We start from the raw sequence: 23,124 nt of genomic DNA on the forward strand, positions 1-23,124 counted from the left end.
CATGAAACGCGCTGTGCCCAAATCCAATGGCCATGATGGCGCGGTGCGCGATCCCGGCGTCCTGCTGTCCGCGCTGAATGACCACAGCGAGCCGGAACCCACCCCCGACGCGCCCGACGAAGACACGCGCGTGCTGCGCAACGTGGGCGACGATGTCGAGGTCGGCAACGCGCTGCAGGCCTATCTGCGCGACATCCGCCGCACGCCGCTGCTGACGCCGCAGCAGGAGTTCGACACGGCCCAGGCCGCACGGGCGGGTGACTTCGATGCCCGCCAGGCCATGATCGAGCACAACCTGCGCTTGGTCGTCAGCATCGCCAAGAACTACCTGGGCCGCGGCCTGCCGATGAGCGACCTCATCGAGGAAGGCAACCTCGGCCTGATGCACGCGATCGGCAAGTTCGAGCCCGAGCGTGGCTTTCGCTTCTCGACCTATTCCAGCTGGTGGATACGCCAGAGCATCGAGCGCGCGCTGATGCACCAAGCCCGGCTGGTGCGGCTGCCGGTGCACATCGTGCGCGAGCTGAACCAGGTGCTGAAGGCGCGCCGCGCGCTGGAGGCGCTGCAGAGTGCCAACGGCGCCGAAGGCCGCGTGCGCGCGGAGGACGTCGCCCAGGCGCTGGGCCGGCCCGTCGAGGAGGTGGCGGAGCTGCTGGCCTATGCCGAGCTGCCCAGCTCGCTGGATTCGCCGGTGGACCGCAACGGCGAGGGCGGTGAGTCCATGCTGGACCTGGTCGCCGACGACCAGGCCATCGACCCGATGGGCCTGCGCCTGTCGCACGAGGTGGAGGAGCTGCTGCAGCATGGTCTGGCCAGCCTGAACGACCGCGAGCGCGAGGTGCTGGCCGGGCGCTACGGCCTGTCCGACCGTGAGCCCGAGACGCTGGACGTGCTGGCCATCCGCCTGAAGCTGACGCGCGAGCGCATCCGCCAGATCCAGATCGAGGCGCTGGCCAAGCTCAAGCGCAACATGATGCGTCACGGCGTGGACCGTGACAGCATCTTCTAGGCTGCCGGGACGCGGGCTGAGCGCCGGGCCGCCCCAAGCCGGCCCGCATCCCCTCGGGGATCGTCCGCTGCATGCAGCGGGCGAGGGGCCTCAGTGACAATCCGGCCCTATGAATCAGACGACAGAATGGCTCAAGGTCGAGAGCATCGACCTGGAGGCGCAGGGCGTGGCGCACAACGCCGAGGGCAAGGTGGTCTTCATCGACGGCGCTTTGCCGGGCGAACTGGTGCAGGCCACCATCGGCCGCCGCAAGAACAACTGGGAGCAGGGCGCGCTCACGGCCATCAAGAAGGAGAGCCCGCTGCGCGTGACGCCGGGCTGTCCGCATTTCGGCCTGCATGCCGGTGCCTGTGGCGGCTGCAAGATGCAGCATCTGCATGCCGGCGCGCAGGTGGCCGTGAAGCAGCGCGCCGTCGAGGACAGCCTCTGGCATCTCGGCAAGGTCAAGGCCGAGGTGCTGCTGCGGCCCATCGAGGGCCCGACGTGGGGCTATCGCTACCGCGCGCGCTTCTCGGTGCGCTACGTGCAGAAGAAGGGCGTCGTGCTGATCGGCTTTCACGAGCGCAAGAGCCGCTACGTGGCCGACATGCAGGTCTGCAAGGTCGTGCCCAAGGTCGTCAGCGACATGCTGCTGCCGCTGCGCGAGCTGATCACCGCGATGGCCGAGCGCGACCGCCTGCCGCAGATCGAGCTGGCGATGGGCGACGAGGTCATCGCGCTGGTGCTGCGCCACTTGAACCCGTTGCCGGACGGTGACCTGGCGCTGCTGCGCGAATTCGCCGCCCAGCATGGCGTGCAGTGGTGGTTGCAGCCCAAGGGGCCGGACACCGTCAAGCGGCTGGACGAGGGTGGTCCGCAGTTGGCCTATCGCCTGGCGGAGTTCGGCGTGACGATGCCGTTCAAGCCCACCGATTTCACGCAGGTCAACCCGCACATCAACAACGCGCTGGTGGGCCGGGCGCTGCGGTTGCTGGCCGTGCGGCCGGACGAGCGGGTCATCGACTGGTTCTGCGGCCTCGGCAACTTCACGCTGCCGCTGGCGACGCAGGCGCGCGAGGTGCTGGGCATCGAGGGCAGCGAGACGCTGGTACAGCGCTCGCGCGAGAACGCGGCCGCCAACGGCCTGGCGCACAAGACCAGCTTCGTCGCGCGCAATCTGTTCGAGATGACGCCCGAGCTGCTGGCGCAGGACGGCACGGCCGACCGCTGGCTCATCGACCCGCCGCGCGAGGGTGCCTTCGCGCTGACCAAGGCGGTGGCCGACATCGCGCAGGACCCGTCGCTCGCGCCGGGTTGGACGGCGCCCAAGCGCATCGTCTACGTCAGCTGCAACCCGGCGACGCTGGCGCGCGACGCGGGCCTGCTGGTCAACGTGGCCGGTTACCGCTGCACAGCGGCGAGTGCGGTGAACATGTTCCCGCACACGGCCCACGTCGAGTCCATCGCCGTTTTCGAGCGCTGACCAAGCGGCCTCCCCGCCTCTCCGCGTAAGTCCGGGGTGTTGATTCCGGCGCGGTGGACAAAATAGATAAACATTGCTGTTTAGTTTTGTTTATCTATAAATCCACCGATCCGGAGACAAGAGGCAGGCCATGTTCAATCGTTTCAAGTTCGCGCGACTGTTGGGGCTGGCGTCGCTGGCGCTGGGTCTTTCCGCTGCGGTACACGCCCAGGTAGATAGCGCCGCAGCGCCGGTGGCGCTCAAGCGTGGCGTCAACATCGTCGGCTACGACCCGATCTGGACCGAACCGGCGAAGGCGCGTTTCCAGCTGCGCCACATGCAGGCCATTCGTGACGGCGGCTTCGACCATGTGCGGCTGAACCTGCACGCCTTCGCCCACATGGACGCGAGCTACCGGCTGTCGCCGCAGTGGCTCAAGCAGCTGGACGAACTGGTCGACGCCGGGTTGAAGGCCGGCCTGCAAGTCATCCTGGACGAGCACAACTTCAATGAGTGCGCCAAGGAGATCAGCGCCTGCCGCGAGCAGCTCAAGGCCTTCTGGCGCCAGCTCGCACCGCGCTACAAGGGTGCGCCTGACGCGGTCATCTTCGAGATCCTGAACGAGCCCAACGGCGCGGCCGACGCGGTGTGGAACGACATGCTGGCCGAGAACCTGGCCATCATCCGCGAGTCCAACCCCAGCCGCCGTGTCATCGTCGGGCCGAAGTCCTGGAACTCGATGGACCAGCTGGACAGCCTGCGCCTGCCCGAGGCAGACCGTCAGCTCATCGTGACCTTCCACTACTACACGCCGATGGAATTCACGCACCAGGGCGCGTCGTGGACGCCGCAGTTCAAGGACTTGTCCGGCGTGACCTGGGGCTCGGCGGCCGACCAGGAGCGCCTGCAGAAGGACTTCGACAAGGTGAAGTCGTGGGCGGAGCGGACGAAGCGACCCATCCTGATGGGCGAGTTCGGCGCGCTGGAGAGCGCCGGCATGGCCCAGCGCGTCGCCTGGACGGCGGCCGTGGCCCGTGCGGCAGAGGCGCGCGGCTTTGGCTGGTCGTACTGGCAGTTCGACTCGGACTTCGTGCTGTGGGACATGAAGACCGACGGCTGGGTCAAGCCCATCCTGGCCGCGCTGGTGCCCGAGAGGGCGAGCGCGGCGGCGCCCGCGCGGACAAGCGACCCGGCGCTGGACTATCTGATCAACACGCCACGCGTCGCGACTTGGTCCGTGTACGGCGACGGCCAGTCCAGCCAGCAGACACCCTGCGTGGCGACCGGCAAGGTCTGCCTGCGCGTGGCGCTGCAGGCCGCCAAGCCCAACCCCTGGGACATCGGTGCAGTGGCGCCTGTCCATGGCGGCATCGCCAAGGGCGACAAGCTGCAAGTCATCGTCTGGGCGCGGCTGGACAGCGAAGATGCCAAGGCCAAGGCCGTCGTGCCCATGCTGCTGCAACTGGGTGCGCCGCCCTACACGGCGGTGGTGTCGGGGCAGGTGATGCTGACCAGCAAGCTGGAGGCGGTCGTCATCGGTGGCGTGGCGGCCGAGGGCTTTGCGGCCGGCACCGTCAACCTGGCGATGCAACTGGGGCAACTGGGCCAGCCCGTCGTGCTGAGCGCGCCTTTCGTGCTGAAGAACTACAAGCCTGCGGCTCAATGACAAAGGCGGCCGAAGCCGCCTTTGTCGACAGGGCCGTGAGGCCTCAGTCCCGGTCGCCGCCGAAGATGCCCAGCAGCGACAGCAGACTCTGGAACACGTTGTAGATGTCCAGGTAGATGGCCAGCGTGGCGGTGATGTAGTTGGTCTCACCGCCGTCGATGACGCGCTTGATGTCGTACAGCATGAAGGCGGAGAACACGCCCAGCATCAGCACCAGGATGGTCAGCATCAGCGCCGACGACTGCAGGAAGATGTTGGCGATGCAGGCGACGAACAGCACGACGGCGCCGACCGTCAGGAACTTGCCCATGGACGACAGGTCGCGCTTGATGACGGTGGCCAGCGTGGCCATCGTGAAGAACACGGCCGCCGTGCCGCCAAAGGCCGTCATGACCAGGGACGTGCCGTTCTTGTAGCCCAGCACATGGCCGATCAGGCGCGACAGCATCAGGCCCATGAAGAACGTGAACGCCAGCAGCGCGGCGACGCCGGCGGCGCTTTCCTTGGTCTTCTCGATGACGAACATCAGGCCGAAGGCGCCGACCAGGAAGACGATGGCGCTTGTGCCCGCGCCCATCGTCGCGAACAGGCCGGTGGTGACGCCGATCCAGGCGCCCAGCACCGTGGGCACCAGCGAAAGCGCCAGCAGCCAGTAGGTGTTGCGCAGCACACGCTGGCGATCGACGGCGAGGGCTTGGCTGCCGTAGCCGTATTGAGTTTGCAGACTGTCGTGCATCGCGATCCTCCGGGAACGAATGAAAACCGCACCGATTCTAGGCCGAGGCGTGCCGGCTACATTGGGGGCTGTCCCTGGGAAAGCAAGACCATGAAACAGCAATCGCACCTCGAACTCGAAGACGTCAAGCGCATCGCTACCGCTGCGGAAGTCCATGCCCGTCAGCAGAACTGGGCCGTCAGCATCGCCATCGTCGACGCCGGTGGCCACCTGCTGTGGCTGCAGCGCCTGGATGGCGCTGCGCCGATCTCCGCGCAGATTGCCCCTGCGAAGGCGCAGACCGCCGCCTTGGGCCGGCGTGAGAGCAAGGTCTACGAAGACATGATCAACCAGGGCCGCGCGTCCTTCCTCAGCGCGCCGGGGCTGCAAGGCCTGCTCGAAGGCGGCGTGCCCATCCTCGTCGATGGCCAGGTGGTCGGCGCGGTGGGCGTCAGCGGCGTCAAGTCCAGCGAAGACGTCGAGATCGCCCGCGCCGGGATCGCCGCACTCTGACGCCCTTGGAGGCGTCACGAAGCCGTCTTGAGGCGGTCACGAAGCCTCCGTACTAACCCCAGTCGGCTATACTCGATGGGTTTACCTGAACCAACCTGCTGCCCGGCGAAAAACCCCTCGGTTTCTCCAAGTTGACCCGTCTTCGGCCGGGTTGATGCTGGGCACGCGCCCCATTTGCGGAGACCTTTGTGCTGGCTGACCTGCTCCACCCCCCTCAAGCAATCTTGGCATTGGCGGATGGGACAGTGTTCCGAGGCCAGTCCATCGGCGCCGTCGGCCAGACGGTCGGCGAAGTGGTGTTCAACACCGCGCTGTCCGGCTACCAGGAAATCCTGACCGACCCCAGCTACTGCAAGCAGATCGTCACGCTGACGTACCCGCACATCGGCAGCTACGGCATCAGCGACGAGGACGTCGAAGCGTCCAAGGTGTTCGCCGCGGGCCTGGTCATCAAGGACTTGCCGCTGCGCGCGTCCAACTTCCGTTCCAGCAAGCCGCTCGACGCCTACCTGCGCGAGCAGGGCACCGTCGCCATCGCCGGCCTGGACACGCGCCGCCTGACGCGCGTGCTGCGCACCAAGGGCGCACAGAACGGCTGCATCCTGGCGCTGCCCGCGGGTGAAACGCTGAGCCAGGCCCACGTGGACACCGCCGTTGCCGCCGCCAAGGCCGCGCCGTCCATGTCTGGCCTGGACCTGGCCAAGGTCGTCAGCCGCACCGACAACCAGGCCTGGACGCAGACCGAGTGGAAGCTCGGCAGCGGTTACGGCGAGCAGACCGCACCGAAGTTCCACGTCGTCGCCTACGACTTCGGCGTCAAGCTCAACATCCTGCGCATGCTGGCCGAGCGCGGCTGCAAGGTCACCGTCGTGCCGGCCCAGACGCCCGCCAGCGCCGTGTTCGACCTGGAGCCGGACGGCGTCTTCCTGTCCAACGGCCCCGGTGACCCGGAGCCCTGCGACTACGCGATCAAGTCCACCGCGCAGCTGATCGAGTCCGGCATCCCGGTCTTCGGCATCTGCCTGGGCCACCAGATCCTGGCGCTGGCCTCCGGCGCCAAGACCTTCAAGATGAAGTTCGGTCACCACGGCGCGAACCACCCGGTCAAGGACCTGGACAGCGGCCGCGTCGGCATCACCAGCCAGAACCATGGCTTCGCGGTCGACCCCGACACGCTGCCGGCCCACCTGCGCGCGACGCACATCAGCCTGTTCGACGGCACGCTGCAAGGCATCGCGCGCACCGACAAGCCGGCCTTCAGCTTCCAGGGCCACCCGGAAGCCAGCCCCGGCCCGCACGACATCGCCTACCTGTTCGACCGTTTCGTGTCCCTGATGAACAAAGCCTGAAGGAGGCCCGCACATGTTCGGCATCACCGACCTCGGCACCTTCCTCGCGGCGGCGATCTTCATCATCCTGCTGCCCGGTCCCAACTCGATCTACGTGTTGTCCGTCGCGGCGCAGCGCGGCGTGCGCACTGGCTATGGCGCGGCCTGCGGCGTGTTCGTGGGCGACACGGTGCTGATGACCGCGGCCGCTGCCGGCGGCGCCTCGCTGCTGATGGCCAGCCCGCAGATCTTCTTCGTCGTGAAGATGGTCGGTGCGGTCTACCTCGGCTGGATCGGCATCCAGCTGCTGCGCGGCGCGGTGAGCACCTGGCGCGGCGAGGCCAAGACCGATGACGCACCCCGCGTCGTCGATGCCAGCCGACCCTTCCGCAAAGCCCTGGTCGTCAGCCTGCTGAACCCCAAGGCCATCGCCTTCCTGCTGTCCTTCTTCATCCAGTTCGTCGACGCGGCCTACCCGCATCCGGCGCTGACCTTCCTGATCCTGGGTTCCATCATCCAGGTACTCAGCTTCATTTATCTCTCGACGCTGATCTTTGCCGGCGCCCGCCTGGCCGCCGCCTTCCGCGCGCGCCGCCGGCTGTCCAGCACCGCCAACGCCAGCGTCGGCGCACTTTTCGTTGGGTTCGGGGCCAAGCTCGCGACCGCCACTCTCTAAGCAGACCGCCATGCCGAAACGTACAGACCTCAAGACCATCCTCATCATCGGCGCGGGCCCGATCATCATTGGCCAGGCTTGCGAGTTCGATTACTCCGGCGCCCAGGCCTGCAAGGCGTTGCGCGAGGAGGGCTACAAGGTCGTCCTCGTCAACAGCAACCCGGCGACCATCATGACGGACCCGGACACGGCGGACGTCACCTACATCGAGCCCATCACCTGGCAGGTGGTCGAGAAGATCATCGCCAAGGAGCGCCCGGACGCGGTGCTGCCGACCATGGGCGGCCAGACCGCGCTGAATTGCGCGCTGGACCTGCACAAGCACGGCGTGCTGGCCAAGTACAACGTCGAGATGATCGGCGCGAACGAGCATGCCATCGAGAAGGCCGAGGACCGCCTCAAGTTCAAGGACGCGATGACCAAGATCGGCCTGGGCTCGGCCCGGTCGGGCATCGCGCATTCGCTGGAAGAGGCCTGGGGCGTGCAGAAGCGCATCCACGCCGAGATCGGCGGCGCGGGCTTCCCAATGGTCATCCGCCCCAGCTTCACGCTGGGCGGTTCGGGCGGCGGCATCGCCTACAACCCCGAAGAGTTCGAGACCATCTGCAAGCGCGGGCTGGACCTGTCGCCGACCAACGAGCTGCTCATCGAAGAGAGCCTGATCGGCTGGAAGGAGTACGAGATGGAGGTCGTCCGCGACAAGGCGGACAACTGCATCATCGTCTGCTCCATCGAGAACCTGGACCCGATGGGCATCCACACCGGTGACTCCATCACCGTGGCGCCCAGCCAGACGCTGTCGGACAAGGAATACCAGCTGCTGCGCAACGCCAGCATCGCCATCCTGCGCGAGATCGGCGTGGACACCGGCGGCTCCAACGTGCAGTTCTCCATCAATCCGAAGGACGGCCGCATGGTCGTCATCGAGATGAACCCGCGCGTGTCGCGCTCCTCGGCGCTGGCGTCCAAGGCGACGGGTTTCCCCATCGCCAAGATCGCTGCCAAGCTGGCCGTGGGCTACACGCTGGACGAGTTGAAGAACGACATCACCGGCGGCATCACGCCGGCGTCTTTCGAGCCCAGCATCGACTACGTCGTCACCAAGATCCCGCGCTTCGCCTTCGAGAAGTTCCCGATGGCCGACTCGCGCCTGACGACGCAGATGAAGTCGGTCGGCGAAGTGATGGCCATGGGCCGCACCTTCCAGGAGTCGTTCCAGAAGGCGCTGCGCGGCCTGGAGACCGGCATCGACGGCCTGACCGAGCGCTCGACCGACCGTGAAGACATCGTGCAGGAGATCGGCGAAGCCGGCCCCGAGCGCATCCTGTACCTGGCCGACGCCTTCCGCATCGGCATGACGCTGGACGAGATCTACGAGGAGACTGCGGTGGACCCGTGGTTCCTCGCGCAGATCGAGCAGCTGGTGCAGATCGAAGGCGAGCTGAAGGGCCGCAGCATCGAATCCATCACTGAGGCCGAACTGCGTCTGCTGAAGAGCAAGGGCTTCTCGGACAAGCGCCTGGCCAAGCTGCTGGGCACTCACCAGCACGCCGTGCGCGAACGCCGCCACGCGCTGAACGTGCGCCCGGTCTACAAGCGCGTGGACACCTGCGCGGCCGAGTTCGCCACGCAGACGGCCTACATGTACTCGACCTACGAGGGCGCGGACGCCGAGTGCGAGGCCGAGCCGACGAGCAAGAAGAAGATCATGGTGCTGGGCGGTGGCCCGAACCGCATCGGCCAGGGCATCGAATTCGACTACTGCTGCGTGCACGCCGCGCTCGCCATGCGCGAGGACGGCTACGAGACGCTGATGGTCAACTGCAACCCCGAGACGGTCTCGACCGACTACGACACCAGCGACCGCCTCTACTTCGAGCCGGTCACGCTGGAAGACGTGCTGGAGATCGTCGACAAGGAAAAGCCGGTCGGCGTCATCGTGCAGTACGGCGGCCAGACGCCGCTGAAGCTGGCGCTGGACCTGGAGCGCGCCGGCGTGCCCATCATCGGCACGACGCCTGATTCCATCGACATCGCCGAGGACCGCGAGCGCTTCCAGAAGCTGCTGCACGAGCTGGGCCTGCGCCAGCCGCCCAACCGCACGGCGCGCACCGAAGAGCAGGCCGTCGCGCTGGCCAACGAGATCGGCTACCCGCTGGTCGTGCGCCCCAGCTACGTGCTGGGCGGCCGCGCGATGGAAATCGTGCACGGCGACAAGGACCTCGAGCGCTACATGCGCGAGGCCGTACGCGTGTCCGAGAAGTCGCCGGTGCTGCTGGACCGCTTCCTGGAGGACGCCGTCGAGGTCGACGTCGACTGCATCGCCGACGCCACGGGCGACGTGATGATCGGCGGCATCATGGAACACATCGAGGCGGCCGGCATCCACAGCGGCGACTCGGCCTGCTCGCTGCCGCCTTACACGCTGGCGGCCGACCTGCAGGACGAGCTGCGCCGCCAGACGGCCGCGATGGCCAAGGCGCTCAAGGTCATCGGCCTGATGAACGTGCAGTTCGCCATCCAGGGCGATGTGACCGCGGGCCTCGCCGCCTGCACGGTCTACGTGCTGGAAGTGAACCCGCGTGCTTCGCGCACGGTGCCCTACGTGAGCAAGGCCACCGGCCAGCAACTCGCCAAGATTGCGGCGCGCTGCATGGCCGGCCAGAAGCTGGTCGACCAGCGTGACCGCAAGGGCCGCGTGCCGGCCGAGGTCATCCCGCCTTACTTCAGCGTCAAGGAAGCCGTCTTCCCGTTCAACAAGTTCCCGGGCGTGGACCCCATCCTCAGCCCCGAGATGCGTTCGACCGGCGAGGTGATGGGCGCGGCCAAGACCTTTGGCGAAGCGATGCTGAAGAGCCAGATCGGCGCCGGCTCGCGCCTGCCGCGCCAGGGCAATGTGCTGATCACGGTGAAGAACAACGACAAGGCCCGCGCGATTGCCATCGCCAAGGACCTGCACGAACTCGGCTTCGGCATCGTCGCCACCCGCGGCACGGCGGCGGCCATCACGGAAGCCGGTGTGCCGGTCAAGCTGATCAACAAGATCAAGGACGGCCGCCCGCACATCGTCGACGCGCTCAAGGGCGGCGACATCCAGCTCGTCTTCACGACGGTGGACGAGACCCGCACGGCCATCGCCGACAGCCGCTACATCCGCCAGGCGGCCCTGGCCAACCGCGTGACCTACTACACGACGATGGCGGGTTGCGAAGCCGCGGTCGAAGGCATGAAACACCGTGACGGCCTGACCGTGCAATCCCTGCAGGAACTGCACGCCGAGCTGATTTAAACTACAGCCCATCGATTCCGCCGCCGCAGCCTGGATTTCCGGGCCGCAGCGGCGGAACTCTTTTTGCCACTGAATCACCAAAGCCCCCACGCTCGCGTTGCGCGCTGCCCCCCGAGGGGGTCGTCAGTGACTTCGGGCGGCCGGGCGCCACTGACGACATGACGACCATTCCCCTGACCAAGCGCGGCGCCGAGTCGCTCAAAGCCGAGCTGCACCGACTCAAGACCGTCGAGCGTCACGCCGTCGTCCAGGCCATCGCCGAGGCGCGCGCGCAGGGCGACCTGAGCGAGAACGCCGAGTACGACGCCGCCAAGGACAAGCAGGGCTTCATCGAAGGCCGCATCCTCGAAATCGAAGGCAAGCTGGCTGCCGCGCAGATCATCGATCCCTCGACGCTGGACGCCGGCGGCCGCGTCGTCTTCGGTGCCACCGTGGACCTGGAGGAAGAAGCCAGCGGCACGGAAGTGACCTACCAGATCACCGGTGACGACGAGGCCGACATCAAGCAGGGCCGCATCTCGGTCGGCTCGCCCATCGCACGTGCGTTGATCGGCAAGGAAGCCGGCGACGTGGCCGAAGTGCAAGCTCCCGGCGGCGTCAAGCGCTACGAAATCGTCGAAGTCCGCTACGAGTGATGTTCGCTCGCGTTCAAGCGCTGCTGGCCGCCCTGTGGGGCGGCTTTTTGCTTTGTGTGGCCTTCGCGGCCGCGCCCAGTGCCTTCGCGGTGCTGGACCGCACCCAGGCCGGCGCGCTGGTCGGTCGCCTGTTCGGCATCGAAGCCCAGGTCAGCCTGGCCGCGGCGTTGATCCTGATGCTGCTGGCGCGTCGCCTTGCGCGCGATGCCGTCGAAGCTGGCGCGGCAAGCGATGCGTTCTCGATGGAATTGCTGCTGCCTGCTGTGGCACTGTTCTGCACCATCGCCGGCTACTACGGCCTGCAGCCGCTGATGGCGGACGCGAAGGCAGGTGCTGGCGTGGCGTCGTTCGCGACGCTGCACGGCGCCTCGCTGGCCTTCTTTGCGGTCAAGGGCCTGGCGGTGCTGGCCCTGGCATGGCGGCTCAGTCGACCACGTTCTTCTTGACGCTGGTCAGGCGGCGCTTCTTGGCGCGCTTGATCTCGCCGCCCTGCGTCACGCGCTGGTTGCCCATGACCTTGACCTTGTTGACCTGCGGGCGGCCGTTGCCGCTCTTGGAGAACTTGACGATCTTGACGACGCGTGGGCCGGGCATCGCGTCATCGCGCTCGGTTCGGGCCTTTTCAGGGATCGGGCGCCACAGCACCAGCAGCTTGCCGATGTGCTGGATGGGCGCGGCGTTCAGCTCGTCGCAGAGCTGGGCGAACATCGCCTCGCGTGCTTCGCGGTCGTCGCCGAGCACGCGAATCTTGATGAGACCGTGTGACTTCAGCGCGGTGTCGGTTTCCTTGACGACGGCCGGCGTCAGGCCGTCACCGCCGATCATCACGACCGGATCGAGATGATGGGCATCGGCGCGCTTGTCCTTGCGCTGGGCGGGGGTCAGGATGATTTGAGGCATCCCCGTATTATCCCGTAGGCATGAAAACTCAAACCAAAAGCAAGAAGCTCAACAAGGCGTGGCTGAACAACCACGTCAGTGACCCCTATGTGCAGCAGGCGCAGAAGGACGGCTACCGCTCGCGCGCGGCCTACAAGCTCAAGGAAATCGATGAGGAGCTGAAGCTGATCCGCCCCGGTCAGGTGGTCGTCGACCTGGGTGCCACGCCGGGTGCCTGGAGCCAGTACCTGCGCCGGCGTTTCGCGCCCACGGAGGCGGGACGGGGCGGGGCGGCGGTGGGCCAGCTCAATGGCGCCATCATCGCGCTGGACCTGCTGGAATTCGAGCCCATCGAGGGCGTGCAGTTCATCCAGGGCGATTTCGAGGATGCCGCCGTCTACGCCCAGCTGGAGGCCGCGCTGGCGGGCCGGCGGGTGGACGTGGTGGTGTCGGACATGGCGCCCAACATGTCCGGCATCGCGTCGACCGATGCGGCGCGCGTGTCCAGCCTGGTCGAGCTGGCGGTGGATTTCGCCGGCCAGCACCTCAAACCCGAGGGTGCGCTGGTGGCCAAAGTCTTCCACGGCAGTGGTTACAGCCAGCTTGTCGACCTGTTCCGGACCCGCTTCAAGACCGTCAAAGCCGTGAAGCCCAAGGCCTCGCGCATCCGATCTTCCGAGAACTTCTTGGTCGGTATCGGTTTGAAACCCCGCTGACGTCAGGGGCCAGCCCCTTGCGTCACTTAAAATCGCCCCCACTGTCCTGAGCCGGACGCGGCCATCAGGGCCAAGGAGTCGCAGTGAACAATCAATGGTTTTCGAAGTTCGCCGTCTGGATCGTGATCGCCCTCGTGCTTTTCACGGTCGTCAAACAGTTCGGTGGAGCGACGACATCGGGTAATCAAATTGGTTACTCGGAGTTTCTCGATGAGGTCCAGGCCCGTCGCATCAAGCAGGTCACGCTGACCGAGGGCGGCGCCAGTGGCGCCGAGATCCTGGCCGAGACCACCGACGGCAAGAAGCTGCGCGTGACCGCCACCTACCTGGACCGTGGCCTGATCGGCGACCTGCGCAACAGTGGCGTCAAGTTCGACGTCAAGCCGCGCGAGGAGCAGAGCTTCCTGATCAGCATGCTGATCAACTGGACGCCGATGCTGCTGCTGATCGGTGTGTGGGTGTACTTCATGCGCCAGATGCAGGGCGGCGGCAAGGGCGGGGCGTTCAGCTTCGGCAAGAGCAAAGCCCGCATGCTGGACGAGGCCAACAACACCATCACCTTCGCCGACGTCGCCGGTTGCGACGAGGCCAAGGAAGAGGTGAAGGAACTGGTCGACTTCCTGAAGGACCCGCAGAAGTTCCAGAAGCTGGGCGGTCGCATCCCACGCGGCGTGCTGATGGTCGGCCCTCCCGGCACCGGCAAGACGCTGCTCGCCAAGTCCATCGCTGGCGAGGCCAAGGTGCCGTTCTTCACGATCTCGGGTTCCGACTTCGTTGAAATGTTCGTCGGCGTGGGCGCGGCCCGCGTGCGCGACATGTTCGAGCAGGCCAAGAAGAGCGCGCCCTGCATCATCTTCATCGACGAAATCGACGCCGTCGGCCGCCACCGTGGCGCGGGCCTGGGCGGCGGCAACGACGAGCGCGAGCAGACCCTGAACCAGATGCTGGTCGAGATGGACGGCTTCGAGACCAATCTCGGCGTCATCGTCATCGCGGCCACCAACCGCCCGGACATTCTGGACCCCGCGCTGCTGCGCCCGGGCCGCTTCGACCGCCAGGTCTACGTGACGCTGCCGGACATCCGCGGCCGCGAGCAGATCCTGAACGTGCACATGCGCAAGGTGCCTATCGCCCAGGACGTCAATGCGTCCATCCTGGCGCGCGGTACGCCCGGCATGAGTGGTGCGGACCTGGCCAACCTCGTCAACGAGGCGGCCCTGTTCGCAGCGCGCCGCGGCGGGCGCCTGGTCGAGATGCTGGACTTCGAGCGCGCCAAGGACAAGCTCTACATGGGCCCCGAGCGCAAGAGCATGGTCATGACCGAGGACGAGAAGCGCGCCACGGCGTACCACGAGTCCGGCCATGCCATCGTCGCCGAGATGCTGCCGGGGACTGATCCGGTCCACAAGGTCACCATCATGCCGCGCGGCCGGGCGCTGGGCGTGACCTGGCAGCTGCCCGAGCGTGACCAGCACAGCCTGTACTTCAAGCAGATGCTCAACAGCATCAGCATCCTGTTCGGCGGCCGCATTGCCGAGGACTTGTTCGTCAACGACATCTCGACGGGTGCCTCCAACGACTACGAGCGCGCCACCCGCATGGCCCGCGACATGGTCACGCGCTACGGCATGAGCGACCTGCTGGGCCCCATGGTCTATGCCGAGAACGAGGGCGAAGTCTTCCTCGGCCGCAGCATGACCAAGACGGCCAACATCAGCGAGAGCACGCAGCAGAAGGTCGACGCCGAAATCCGCCGCATCCTCGACGAACAGTACGCCGTTGCGCAGAAGATCCTCGAGGACAACCGCGACAAGGTCGAAACCATGACCGAGGCGCTGATGAAGTGGGAAACCATCGACCGCGACCAGGTGCTGGACATCATGGCCGGCCGCCCGCCGCGCGCGCCCGATGACAAGCCGACGCCCAGCGGCGGCCCGACCGGCGGCGTGCCGCCGGTCAGCACCGACGGCGCTCCGGCCGCGGCCTGATCCTCCTCAAACACGACGGGCCCGGTTTTCACCGGGCCCTTTTTCATTGCGCAAAGAAGACCATGCACTGGCAGACCCGCCGCTTCCGAATCGACCTGAGCCGCCCGCGCGTGATGGGCATCGTCAACGTGACGCCCGATTCGTTCTCCGACGGCGGCCGGCATGACCACACGCGTACGGCCGTCGCGCACTGCGAGCGCCTGGTGGCCGAGGGTGCCGACATCCTCGACATCGGCGGCGAGTCCACGCGCCCCGGCGCGCCGCGTGTCGACGCCGACAGCGAGTGGGCGCGCATCGCCGATGTGCTGGCCGCAGCGGTGACGCTGGGCGTGCCGGTCTCGGTCGATACCTACAAGCCCGACGTGATGCGCCGCGCACTGGACGCCGGCGCTGACATCATCAACGACGTGCAGGCGCTGCAACTGCCGGGCGCATTGGCCGCGGTCGCCGGCAGCGGCGCGGGCGTCTGTCTGATGCACATGCGTGGCGAACCAGCGTCCATGATGGACCTGGCGCTGTACGGCGATGTGGTCGCCGAGGTGGGCGCCTTCCTGGCGCAGCGCGCGCAGGCGGCGTGCGACTCGGGCATCCCGGCCGATTGCATCGCGCTGGACCCCGGCTACGGCTTCGCCAAGAACGCCGAGCACAATCTCAGGCTGCTGGCCGGGCAACTGCGCCTGACCGAGCTGGGCTATCCGCTGCTGGTGGGCTGGTCGCGCAAGCGCACGCTGGGCGACATCACCGGGCGCGCCGTCGACCAGCGCCTGCCTGCCAGCCTTGCAGCAGCGCTGCGGGCGGTCAGCGCAGGCGCCAACGTGCTTCGCGTGCACGATGTCACTGCCACGGTGGACGCGCTGAAGGTGTGGGCGGCCGTCGATGCGGCGACAATCCCGCCCTGCAAAGAAGAAGGAAGCGCTCGATGAGCCGCAAGCATTTCGGAACCGACGGCATTCGAGGCACCGTCGGTCAGTCTCCCATCACGCCGGATTTCATGCTGCGCCTGGGCCATGCCGTGGGCCGCGTGCTGCGCAAGACCAGCAAACGCCCCACGGTGCTGATCGGCAAGGACACGCGCATCTCCGGCTACATGATCGAGTCGGCGCTGGAGGCCGGCTTCGCCTCCGCCGGCGTCAACGTGCTGCTGACCGGGCCGCTGCCCACGCCCGGTGTGGCCTACCTGACCCGTGCGCTGCGCCAGGACCTGGGCGTCGTCATCAGCGCCTCGCACAACCCCTTCGCCGACAACGGCATCAAGTTCTTCTCGGCCAAGGGCGAAAAGCTGCCCGACGCCTGGGAGCTGGCCGTCGAGGCCGCGCTGGATGAAGCCCCGCAGTGGGTGGACTCGGCCAGCCTGGGCAAGGCCAAGCGCCTGGAAGACGCGCGCGGCCGCTACATCGAGTTCTGCAAGAACAGCTTCGGCTCCGACCTGACGCTGAAGGGGCTGAAGATCGTTGTCGACGCCGCCCATGGCGCGGCCTATCACGTGGCGCCCGACGTCTTTCATGAGCTGGGCGCCGAAGTCGTGGCCATCGGCTGCAAACCCGACGGCTTCAACATCAATGCCGGCTTCGGTGCGACGTCGCCCGGCGCGCTGGTCGAGGCCGTCAAGGCCAACGGTGCGGACTACGGCGTGGCGCTGGACGGCGACGCCGACCGGCTGCAGCTGGTGGACGCCAATGGCCGCCTGTACAACGGCGACGAGCTGCTCTATGCGATGGTGGCGGACCGCCTGGCCCAGGGTCTGCGCGTGCCCGGCGCCGTTGGCACGCTGATGACCAACATGGCCGTCGAGCTGGCGCTGCGCTCGCGCGACGTCGAGTTCGTGCGCGCCAAGGTGGGCGACCGCTACGTGCTGGAAGAACTGGCCGCGCGCGGCTGGCAGCTGGGCGGCGAGGGCTCCGGCCACTTGCTGGCGCTGGACAAGCACACCACGGGTGACGGCATCGTCAGCGCGCTGCTGGTGCTGCAGGCCGTCTGCCGCAGCGGGCGCAGCTTGGCCGAGCAGCTGCAAGGCGTGGACCTGTTCCCGCAGACGCTGATCAACGTGCGCCTGGCCCCTGGCCAGGAGGGTTGGAAGACCAACACCCGCCTGGCGGATGAGGAAAAGGCCGTGACGGCCGAGCTGGGCAACCGGGGCCGCGTGCTGATCCGTGCGTCCGGCACCGAGCCGCTGCTGCGCGTGATGGTGGAGGCGTCGGACGCCGCACTGGCGCAGCGCTGCGCCCAGCGTCTGGTCGACGCCGTGGCCGGCTGAGCTTGCGTCGCCCACCAAAAGGCCGCCCAAGGGCGGCCTTTTGCATTCATGCGGCCGGGAATTACTTCTTCGGCGGCATCAGCACGCGGTCGACGACGTGGGCGACGCCATTCGTCGCGACGATGTCGGCCTGCTGCACGACGGCATCGTCCACGGTGATGAAGCTGCCCGCCTTGGCCAGTGTGAGGTTGCCGCCCTGGTGGCTCTTGGCACCGCCGTTGCGGACATCGGCTGCGGCCATGCGGCCGTCGATGATGTGATAGCTCAGTACGGCCTTCAGCTGTGCGCGGTCGGCGGCCAGGGCTTCCATCGTCTTGGCTGGCACGGCCTTGAAGGCTTCATCGCTGGGTGCGAACACGGTCAGCGGGCCGGCGGCGCGCAGCTCCTCGGTCAAACCGGCCTGGGCGGCCAGGCGGTTGAAGGTGCTGAGCTGCGGGTCGCGGGCCAGCGTGTCGGCCAACGGCGCGGGAGCGGGAGTGGTGGCGCAGGCGGCCAGCAGGGCGCTGGCGGCCAGTGCAATCAAGGACGTGCGGCGGATCATTCGGGGGCTCCGGTGGGGTCTGAATGGGTTGCCCGCACTCTAGAAGTGCAATGTGACGCTTGCGTGAATATCAAATGACGTTGTCACAAAGCGGTTCAGACGGCTTCCCAGCAGGCATTCGACGCGCTCCAATGCCCCGATGGATCAAATGACGGTCACCGAATCGTCACATTGGATCCCTAGGATGCCGGTCATCGTCAAACCCGCTCAGCGGAAGGTGTCTCAGATGAACTTTGTCCAGGTCAGCAAGTCGCTCGCGGTCGTCGCGGGTCTTTTCGGCACCCAGGTGGCCCTTGCCCAGGACGTGACCGGCGCCGGCGCCACTTTCCCGGCGCCCATCTATGCCAAGTGGGCCGATGCCTACAACAAGGCCACGGGCGCCCGCATCAACTACCAATCCGTCGGCTCCGGCGCCGGCATCCGCCAGATCAAGGCCAAGACGGTCGACTTCGGCGCGTCCGACATGCCGCTGAAGGACGACGAGCTGGCCAAGGACGGCCTGGTGCAGTTCCCCACCGTCATCGGCGGCGTCGTGCCGGTCGTCAACATCAAGGGCATCGCCCCGGGCCAGATCAAGCTGACCGGCACCGTGCTGGCCGACATCTACCTGGGCAAGATCACCAAGTGGAACGACGCGGCGCTGACCGCGCTGAACCCCGGCGTCGCGCTGCCTGACGCGGCCATCGCCCCCGTGGCGCGCGCCGACGGCTCGGGCACGACCTTCATCTTCACGAACTACCTGTCCAAGGTCAGCGAAGACTGGAAGACCAAGGTCGGCGAAGGCACCACGGTCAAGTGGCTGGCTGGCACGGCCGGCAAGGGCAACGAGGGCGTCGCCGCCTTCGTGCAACGACTGCCCAACTCCATCGGCTACGTCGAGTACGCCTATGTGAAGCAGAACAAGATGACCTTTGTGCAGCTGAAGAACAAGGACGGCCAGTGGGTCAACCCCAGCGACGACGCCTTCAAGGCCGCTGCCGCCGGCGCCGACTGGAACAAGACCTTCTACCAGATCACGACCGACCAGCCCGGCAAGGCCGCCTGGCCGCTGACCAACCCGACCTACATCCTGATGTTCAAGTCGCAGGACAAGGCCGCGCAAGCCAGCGCCGCGCTGAAGTTCTTCGAGTGGGCCTACGGCAACGGCGACAAGATGGCCGACGACCTGGACTACGTGCCGCTGCCCGCCGCTGTGAAGGACCTGGTGCGCAAGCAGTGGGCCGACCAGATCAAGGACACGGCCGGCAAGCCCGTCGCCTACAAGTGATCCCTGGGCGCTGACATGGGGCTCGGCTGCGGCCGGGCTTTGCCACATCGAAGCGCCCCCGTCTTCTGACCAGACCCTCCGGAGGTTCCTTGGCAGCCATTCTTCCCGCCGACAGCGCCAGTGCTGATCGAAGCGAACCTCAGCCGCATTCGATGAAACCCAAACCCCCGCGCCGCCGCGTCGCCCCCTGGGCGGACGCACTGTTCGCGGCGCTGTCGCAGGGCGCCGCGTGGCTGACGCTGGCGCTGATGGTGGGCATCATCGGCTCGCTCATCGTCGGCGCCACGCCGGCGCTGAAAGCCTTTGGCCTGGGCTTCCTGACCAGCGCGGAATGGGACCCGGTGCAGGAGAAGTTCGGCGGCCTGGTGATGATCTACGGCACGCTGGCCAGCTCCTTCATCGCGCTGGTCATCGCCGTGCCGGTCAGCTTTGGCATCGCCATCTTCCTGACCGAGCTGTCGCCCAGCTGGCTGAAGCGGCCGCTTGGCATCGCCATCGAGCTGCTGGCCGCCGTGCCCTCCATCGTCTACGGCATGTGGGGCCTGCTGGTGTTCGGCCCCATCCTGGCCACCTTCGTGCAGCAGCCGCTGCAGGCGGTGTTCACGGGCGTGCCCTTCATCGGCGCGCTGTTCTCCGGCCCGCCGGTGGGCATCGGCATCCTGTCGGCCGGCATCATCCTGGCGATCATGATCATCCCCTTCATCGCCTCGGTGATGCGCGACGTCTTCGAGGTCACGCCGCCGATGCTCAAGGAAAGCGCCTACGGCCTGGGCGCGACGACCTGGGAGGTCGTCTCCAAGGTCGTGCTGCCGTACACCAAGACCGGCGTGGTCGGCGGCATCATGCTGGGCCTGGGGCGCGCGCTGGGCGAGACGATGGCCGTCACCTTCGTCATCGGCAACATGAACCAGTTGAACTCGTTGTCCGTCTTTGAGGCGGCCAACAGCATCACGTCCACGCTGGCCAACGAATTCGCCGAAGCCGGCGAAGGCCTGCACCAGGCCTCGCTGATGTACCTGGGCCTCGTGCTCTTCCTGATCACCTTCGTCGTGCTGTCCATTTCCAAGTTGCTGCTCGCGCAGTTGAAGAAGAACGAAGGAGCGCGGACATGACCACGGCACTCGATGCCCGCCGCCTGGCCATGCATGCCAAGCGCAAGCGCGTCAACGCCGTCGCGCTGACGCTGTCGCTGGGGGCCATGGCCTTCGGTGTGTTCTGGCTGATCTGGATCCTGTTCGAGACCATCTACCTCGGCATCGGCGGCCTGACCTTCGCGACCTTCACGCAGATGACGCCCCCGCCGCAGGCGGAAGGCGGCGGCCTGGCGAATGCGATCTTCGGCAGCTTCGTCATGGTGGGCCTGGCGACGCTGGTCGGCACGCCCGTGGGCATCCTGGCAGGCGTCTACCTCGCCGAGTACGGCCAGAAGAACTGGCTGGGCAGCGCGGTGCGCTTCATCAACGACATCCTGCTGTCGGCGCCGTCCATCGTCGTGGGCCTGTTCGTCTACGCGGTCGTCGTGGCCAAGCTGAAGAGCTTCTCCGGCATGGCGGGCTCGTTGGCGCTGGCGCTGCTGGTCATCCCCGTGGTCATTCGCACGACGGAGAACATGCTCAGCCTCGTGCCCAACGCGCTGCGCGAAGCCGCCTACGCACTCGGCACGCCCAAGTGGAAGGTCATCCTGTCCATCACGCTGAAGGCGGCCAGCTCGGGCGTCATCACCGGCATCCTGCTGGCGCTGGCCCGCGTGTCCGGCGAGACGGCGCCGCTGCTGTTCACGGCCCTGTCCAACCAGTTCTGGACCAGTGACGTCAGCGCACCGATGGCCAGCCTGCCAGTCACCATCTTCAAGTTCGCGATGAGCCCCTACGAGAACTGGCAGAAGCTGGCCTGGGCCGGCGTCTTCCTGATCACCGTGGGCGTGCTGCTGCTGAACATCCTCGCCCGCGTGCTCTTCAAGAACAAACACTAAGGACTGACCATGGACGCCAAGATCGAAACGCCCGTGGGGGAGCGCGCCAAGCTCTCGGTGCGCAACCTGAACTTCTACTACGGCAGCTTTCATGCGCTGAAGAACATCAACCTCGACATCCCCGAGAAGAAGGTCACCGCCTTCATCGGCCCGTCGGGTTGCGGCAAGTCCACGCTGCTGCGCACGCTGAACCGCATGTTCGAGCTCTACCCCGAGCAGCGCGCCGAAGGCAACATCCTGCTCGATGGCGAGGACATCCTGGCCAGCAAGGACGACGTCTCGCTGATCCGCGCCAAGATCGGCATGGTCTTCCAGAAGCCCACGCCGTTCCCGATGTCCATCTACGACAACATCGCCTTCGGCGTGCGCCTGTTCGAGACGCTGCCGCGCGTGGAGATGGACGAGCGCGTTGAATGGGCCCTCAAGAAGGCCGCGCTCTGGACCGAGGTCAAGGACAAGCTCAACCAGAGCGGCTCGGGTCTCTCCGGCGGCCAGCAGCAACGCCTGTGCATCGCGCGCGGCATCGCCATCAAGCCCGAGGTGCTGCTGCTGGACGAGCCCTGCTCGGCGCTGGACCCGATCTCCACCGGCAAGATCGAAGAGCTCATCCACGAGCTCAAGAGCGACTACACCGTCGCCATCGTGACGCACAACATGCAGCAGGCCGCACGCTGCTCCGACTACACCGCCTACATGTACCTGGGTGACCTGATCGAGTTCGGCCCCACGGCCGAGCTGTTCATGAAGCCCAAGCGCAAGGACACGGAAGACTACATCACCGGCCGCTTCGGCTGATCAAGGAGGACGGTATGGTGGACAAGCATCTCTCGACCCAGTTCGATGCCGAGCTCAGCGGCATCTCGACCCGCGTGCTGGAAATGGGCGGCCTCGTCGAGGCCCAGGTAGCCCAGGCCGTGCAAGCCCTCAGCGACTTCAGCCCCGAATCCGCTGACGAAGTGCTGGCGCGCGAAGGCCGAGTCAACACGATGGAGATCGAGATCGACCGCGATCTCTCGACCATCATTGCGCGCCGTCAACCCACGGCCCGCGACCTGCGCCTGCTGATCGCGATCTCCAAGAGCATTGCCAACCTCGAGCGCGTCGGCGACGAGGCTGCGCGCATCGCTCGCACCGTGCAGCGCCTGGTCGCCAGCGGCGTCTCCAGCCGCCTGCGCGTGCCGATGTCCGACCTCAGCTTCGAGGCCGAGCTCGCCACCAGCCAGCTGCGCAAGGCGTTGGACGCCTTCGCCCGCCTGGACGTCGAGCGCGCGCTGGACGTGCTCAAGCACGACGACGAGATCGACAAGGAGTTCGACGGCCTGCTGCGCAAGCTCATCACCTACATGATGGAAGACCCGCGCACCATCTCCTCGTCCATCGACTTGGTCTTCGTCGCCAAGGCCATCGAGCGCGTCGGCGACCACGCCAAGAACCTGGCCGAGGTCGTCATCTACGTGGTCAAGGGTCAGGACGTCCGGCACAACTCGCCGGAAGCTGTCGAAACGATGGTGAGGTAAGCATGAGTCGAATCCTGGTGGTGGAAGACGAATCGGCGATCGCCGAGTTGATCTCCATCAATCTGCGCCACGCCGGTTTCGAGGTCACCCTCGCCGGCAGCGCCACGCAGGCCCAGTACGAGGTGGACCGCGTGCTGCCCGACCTCGTCGTGCTGGACTGGATGCTGCCCGGTCAGAGCGGCGTGGCCCTGGCGCGCCAATGGCGTGGCGCGGCCCGCACGAAGGAGCTGCCGATCATCATGCTGACGGCGCGCGCCGAGGAGGGCGACAAGATCGCCGGCCTGGACGCGGGCGCCGACGACTATGTCACCAAGCCCTTCTCGACCAACGAGCTGCTGGCGCGCATCCGCGCCGTGCTGCGCCGCAAGGCGCCCGAGGCGCTGGACAGCGCGGTCGAGGTCGGCCCGCTGCTGCTGGACCCGGGCACGCGCCGCGTCAGCCGCGAAGGCAACGAGGTCAAGCTGGGTCCCACCGAGTTCCGCCTGCTGCACTTCTTGATGACGCACCCGGAGCGCGTGCACAGCCGCTCGCAGCTGCTGGACCGCGTCTGGGGCGACCATGTCTTCATCGAGGAGCGCACCATCGACGTTCACGTCAAGCGGCTGCGCGAGGCGCTGGAACGCGTGCAGTGCGCGCGCATGATCGAGACCGTTCGCGGTGCCGGCTACCGCCTGACCCAACAGAGCAGCGCGCTCTCAGCCTGAGTTTCGCCCTGACT

At 66.8% G+C, this 23,124-nt stretch carries 22 protein-coding genes; 19 read left to right on the top strand and 3 right to left on the bottom strand.

All coding sequences use genetic code 11. The features are described 5' to 3' along the window. Position 1: 1 nt before the first annotated feature. The 3 genes from rpoS to AC1D29_RS03245 all read left to right on the top strand — a co-directional run bounded on the left by rpoS (position 2) and on the right by AC1D29_RS03245 (position 4,116). The gene (rpoS, locus tag AC1D29_RS03235; RefSeq protein ID WP_477894457.1) at positions 2-1,009 is read left to right on the top strand and encodes an RNA polymerase sigma factor RpoS; all 1,008 of its coding nucleotides are present in this window, start codon (positions 2-4) and stop codon (positions 1,007-1,009) included. Positions 1,010-1,118: 109 nt separating this feature from the next. After that, positions 1,119-2,471, top strand: a complete 1,353-nt coding sequence (rlmD, locus tag AC1D29_RS03240; protein WP_477894458.1) for a 23S rRNA (uracil(1939)-C(5))-methyltransferase RlmD — start codon at positions 1,119-1,121, stop codon at positions 2,469-2,471. A 130-nt stretch (positions 2,472-2,601) separates the two neighbouring features. Further along, the gene (locus AC1D29_RS03245; RefSeq protein WP_477894459.1) at positions 2,602-4,116 is read left to right on the top strand and encodes a glycoside hydrolase family 5 protein; all 1,515 of its coding nucleotides are present in this window, start codon (positions 2,602-2,604) and stop codon (positions 4,114-4,116) included. A 43-nt stretch (positions 4,117-4,159) separates the two neighbouring features. Here the strand turns inward: AC1D29_RS03245 and AC1D29_RS03250 are convergent, their stop codons facing one another. Then, the gene (locus AC1D29_RS03250) at positions 4,160-4,852 is read right to left on the bottom strand and encodes a Bax inhibitor-1/YccA family protein (protein ID WP_477894460.1); all 693 of its coding nucleotides are present in this window, start codon (positions 4,850-4,852) and stop codon (positions 4,160-4,162) included. A 90-nt stretch (positions 4,853-4,942) separates the two neighbouring features. Here AC1D29_RS03250 and AC1D29_RS03255 point away from each other — a divergent pair, with 90 nt between their 5' ends. The 6 genes from AC1D29_RS03255 to AC1D29_RS03280 all read left to right on the top strand — a co-directional run bounded on the left by AC1D29_RS03255 (position 4,943) and on the right by AC1D29_RS03280 (position 11,718). Then, positions 4,943-5,344: a GlcG/HbpS family heme-binding protein gene (locus AC1D29_RS03255; protein WP_477894461.1), complete on the top strand. Its 402-nt coding sequence runs from the start codon at positions 4,943-4,945 to the stop codon at positions 5,342-5,344. 188 nt (positions 5,345-5,532) lie between these two features. After that, on the top strand, positions 5,533-6,693 hold the full coding sequence (carA, locus tag AC1D29_RS03260; protein ID WP_477894462.1) for a glutamine-hydrolyzing carbamoyl-phosphate synthase small subunit: 1,161 nt from the start codon (positions 5,533-5,535) through the stop codon (positions 6,691-6,693). Between the two features lie 13 nt (positions 6,694-6,706). After that, positions 6,707-7,348 carry a leucine efflux protein LeuE gene (leuE, locus tag AC1D29_RS03265; RefSeq protein ID WP_477894463.1) on the top strand — a complete coding sequence of 214 codons (642 nt, stop codon included), beginning with the start codon at positions 6,707-6,709 and terminating at the stop codon, positions 7,346-7,348. Between the two features lie 10 nt (positions 7,349-7,358). Further along, positions 7,359-10,637: a carbamoyl-phosphate synthase large subunit gene (carB, locus tag AC1D29_RS03270; RefSeq protein WP_477894464.1), complete on the top strand. Its 3,279-nt coding sequence runs from the start codon at positions 7,359-7,361 to the stop codon at positions 10,635-10,637. Between the two features lie 158 nt (positions 10,638-10,795). Next, positions 10,796-11,272, top strand: coding sequence for a transcription elongation factor GreA (greA, locus tag AC1D29_RS03275; RefSeq protein ID WP_477894465.1), 477 nt, complete (start codon positions 10,796-10,798; stop codon positions 11,270-11,272). Continuing rightward, positions 11,272-11,718 (top strand): DUF4149 domain-containing protein, encoded by a 447-nt coding sequence (locus AC1D29_RS03280; RefSeq protein ID WP_477894466.1) that lies wholly within the window; start codon positions 11,272-11,274, stop codon positions 11,716-11,718. The genes greA and AC1D29_RS03280 overlap by 1 nt, the downstream gene beginning before the upstream one ends. On the opposite strand, the gene AC1D29_RS03285 is transcribed toward AC1D29_RS03280, so the two are convergent. Beyond that, positions 11,696-12,172: a YhbY family RNA-binding protein gene (locus AC1D29_RS03285; protein WP_477894467.1), complete on the bottom strand. Its 477-nt coding sequence runs from the start codon at positions 12,170-12,172 to the stop codon at positions 11,696-11,698. The two genes, AC1D29_RS03280 and AC1D29_RS03285, sit on opposite strands and share 23 nt — an antisense overlap. Positions 12,173-12,192: 20 nt before the next feature. Here AC1D29_RS03285 and AC1D29_RS03290 point away from each other — a divergent pair, with 20 nt between their 5' ends. From AC1D29_RS03290 to glmM, 4 genes are all read left to right on the top strand, one after another. Next, positions 12,193-12,867: an RlmE family RNA methyltransferase gene (locus AC1D29_RS03290; protein ID WP_477894468.1), complete on the top strand. Its 675-nt coding sequence runs from the start codon at positions 12,193-12,195 to the stop codon at positions 12,865-12,867. 83 nt (positions 12,868-12,950) lie between these two features. After that, positions 12,951-14,855: an ATP-dependent zinc metalloprotease FtsH gene (ftsH, locus tag AC1D29_RS03295; RefSeq protein WP_477894469.1), complete on the top strand. Its 1,905-nt coding sequence runs from the start codon at positions 12,951-12,953 to the stop codon at positions 14,853-14,855. Between the two features lie 62 nt (positions 14,856-14,917). Then, positions 14,918-15,778 (top strand): dihydropteroate synthase, encoded by an 861-nt coding sequence (gene folP / locus AC1D29_RS03300; RefSeq protein WP_477894470.1) that lies wholly within the window; start codon positions 14,918-14,920, stop codon positions 15,776-15,778. Next, the gene (glmM, locus tag AC1D29_RS03305) at positions 15,775-17,109 is read left to right on the top strand and encodes a phosphoglucosamine mutase (RefSeq protein ID WP_477894471.1); all 1,335 of its coding nucleotides are present in this window, start codon (positions 15,775-15,777) and stop codon (positions 17,107-17,109) included. The genes folP and glmM overlap by 4 nt, the downstream gene beginning before the upstream one ends. 61 nt (positions 17,110-17,170) lie before the next feature. Here the strand turns inward: glmM and AC1D29_RS03310 are convergent, their stop codons facing one another. Beyond that, positions 17,171-17,650 (bottom strand): fasciclin domain-containing protein, encoded by a 480-nt coding sequence (locus AC1D29_RS03310; protein ID WP_477894472.1) that lies wholly within the window; start codon positions 17,648-17,650, stop codon positions 17,171-17,173. Between the two features lie 226 nt (positions 17,651-17,876). On the opposite strand from AC1D29_RS03310, the gene pstS reads away from it, so the two are divergent. The 6 genes from pstS to phoB all read left to right on the top strand — a co-directional run bounded on the left by pstS (position 17,877) and on the right by phoB (position 23,110). Continuing rightward, positions 17,877-18,917, top strand: coding sequence for a phosphate ABC transporter substrate-binding protein PstS (gene pstS, locus AC1D29_RS03315; protein WP_477894473.1), 1,041 nt, complete (start codon positions 17,877-17,879; stop codon positions 18,915-18,917). 152 nt (positions 18,918-19,069) lie between these two features. Beyond that, a complete protein-coding gene (pstC, locus tag AC1D29_RS03320; protein WP_477894474.1) occupies positions 19,070-20,029 on the top strand; it encodes a phosphate ABC transporter permease subunit PstC in 960 nt (319 codons plus the stop codon). After that, a complete protein-coding gene (gene pstA / locus AC1D29_RS03325; protein ID WP_477894475.1) occupies positions 20,026-20,889 on the top strand; it encodes a phosphate ABC transporter permease PstA in 864 nt (287 codons plus the stop codon). The genes pstC and pstA overlap by 4 nt, the downstream gene beginning before the upstream one ends. 9 nt (positions 20,890-20,898) lie before the next feature. Next, positions 20,899-21,684: a phosphate ABC transporter ATP-binding protein PstB gene (pstB, locus tag AC1D29_RS03330; RefSeq protein WP_477894476.1), complete on the top strand. Its 786-nt coding sequence runs from the start codon at positions 20,899-20,901 to the stop codon at positions 21,682-21,684. Positions 21,685-21,698: 14 nt separating this feature from the next. Then, positions 21,699-22,406 (top strand): phosphate signaling complex protein PhoU, encoded by a 708-nt coding sequence (gene phoU, locus AC1D29_RS03335; RefSeq protein WP_477894477.1) that lies wholly within the window; start codon positions 21,699-21,701, stop codon positions 22,404-22,406. A gap of 2 nt (positions 22,407-22,408) precedes the next feature. Beyond that, positions 22,409-23,110, top strand: a complete 702-nt coding sequence (gene phoB, locus AC1D29_RS03340; RefSeq protein WP_477894478.1) for a phosphate regulon transcriptional regulator PhoB — start codon at positions 22,409-22,411, stop codon at positions 23,108-23,110. Positions 23,111-23,124: the final 14 nt, after the last annotated feature.

The organism is Roseateles sp. P1_C6 (assembly GCF_056406315.1).